This window comes from Ferrigenium sp. UT5, assembly GCF_045866295.1.
Lineage (GTDB): Bacteria > Pseudomonadota > Gammaproteobacteria > Burkholderiales > Gallionellaceae > Sideroxyarcus.
Genome location: NZ_BAAFRY010000058.1, coordinates 1 through 1354 on the forward strand (window position 1 = coordinate 1; position 1354 = coordinate 1354).

2 protein-coding genes are annotated in these 1354 nt (G+C 42.2%); both read left to right on the forward strand.

Going from position 1 to position 1354, the window contains the following annotated elements; genetic code table 11:
• The first annotated feature begins 247 nt into the window (after nt 1–247).
• On the forward strand, nt 248–997 hold the full coding sequence (locus tag ACKTSJ_RS11100; protein ID WP_407900228.1) for a TIGR04255 family protein: 750 nt from the start codon (nt 248–250) through the stop codon (nt 995–997).
• A gap of 2 nt (nt 998–999) precedes the next feature.
• Complete coding sequence (locus ACKTSJ_RS11105) at nt 1000–1323, forward strand: hypothetical protein (protein ID WP_407900230.1); 324 nt, start codon at nt 1000–1002, stop codon at nt 1321–1323.
• Nucleotides 1324–1354: the final 31 nt, after the last annotated feature.

The window sequence follows — 1354 nt, forward strand, 5'->3', positions numbered from 1 at the left end:
TCTTTGAGAAAACCCCACTAGATCAGGCTTTCGCGGGCGGTGGACAACTCTTAGAACAGACGGACTTTTCTAACCAGCTAAATTTGTTCGACTTTTAACCGGACACTACTGGGAAGAGTGTTGTTTTTGAGGGCGATTCCTTTACTTTGGACGTAGCACACGTTACCCTACGCACCGTAAATGTTGAGCTTGACCCAATTTTGATTATTCACGCCTTCCAACGATCATTCGGGCCAAAAATATTGCCGTGAATACATTACCCTCAAAACTTAAAGACGATGCCATCGTTGAGGCGCTTTGTCAGATTCAGTTTGTTTCGGATGATTTGCCGGAAGTAATTATTGGACGCGCAACTGATTTCTGGGTGAAAAGCGGATATTTGGCCGAGCGTTTGCCAATAGCTGATATTCCAGCTCCAATTCGCAAAGCTAATCCTAATCTGCGTTTCCAACCAACGATTCAACTAAGAGAAAAACAAGGTCCGAATTTAATTCGGATTGGCGAACAGGCTATTTCCTTTCATGTTGCTGGAGAAAAAAAATATCCTGGTTGGGATAGCTTTCGAGCGCAATTGAAAGGGGTTGTTGAAGCCCTTTTTTCTAACCTGACAACCAATATTTCAGTAAATAAAATTGGCCTTAGATACATCAATGCAATTGTCCAAGACCGGCATTTTATAAAAGACTTCCACGAACTGGAATTTGAAGTAAGCGTTGGAGGAAAACAATTAACGGGGCCTCTCAATCTCAACTTCAATGTGTCAGAAGAAACAGAGCACATTGTTACTACCCGTTTAGCACATGGTAGTTTTGTACAAGGTACGTTACCAGCCAAAACTAGTGCAGTAATAGACGTTGAAGTAAGTACGGCGAATGCATTCTTGGCAAAGAATGCCCCAGATGTATTGAACTGGATAGAGAAAGCACATACCTTTGAGAAAACAGCTTTCTTCGCGCTTATTCCTGATACTGTGCAACAAAAACTGGTGGAGAAATAATTATGCTTACAACCGCAATTGCCACAGCAGTTACGCTAACGTTCACTCCCATAATGAGTAGCAATTCTGCATTTGAAAATCCTCAGATAAAAGACGTAATTTGGGCCAATCAAAGCGTGGCATTGCGCTCAAATATCCAGATTTCCGATGTAATCTCTCTGGCAGGAGAACGTCCCGATTATTACCTTTCAAAAGCAGAGCAAGGTGCACTAAAACGAGCCTTGCTTCGCTCTGTCAAAATCATTGGATTGTGCAACACCTTTTCTGTAAAAGTTCTCACGAGCAAAATTCTTGAGGTCGTGCATCAGGTGTTCATGTTCAAATAGATTTTTCCGCTCATCCACTCGTCATCGCATT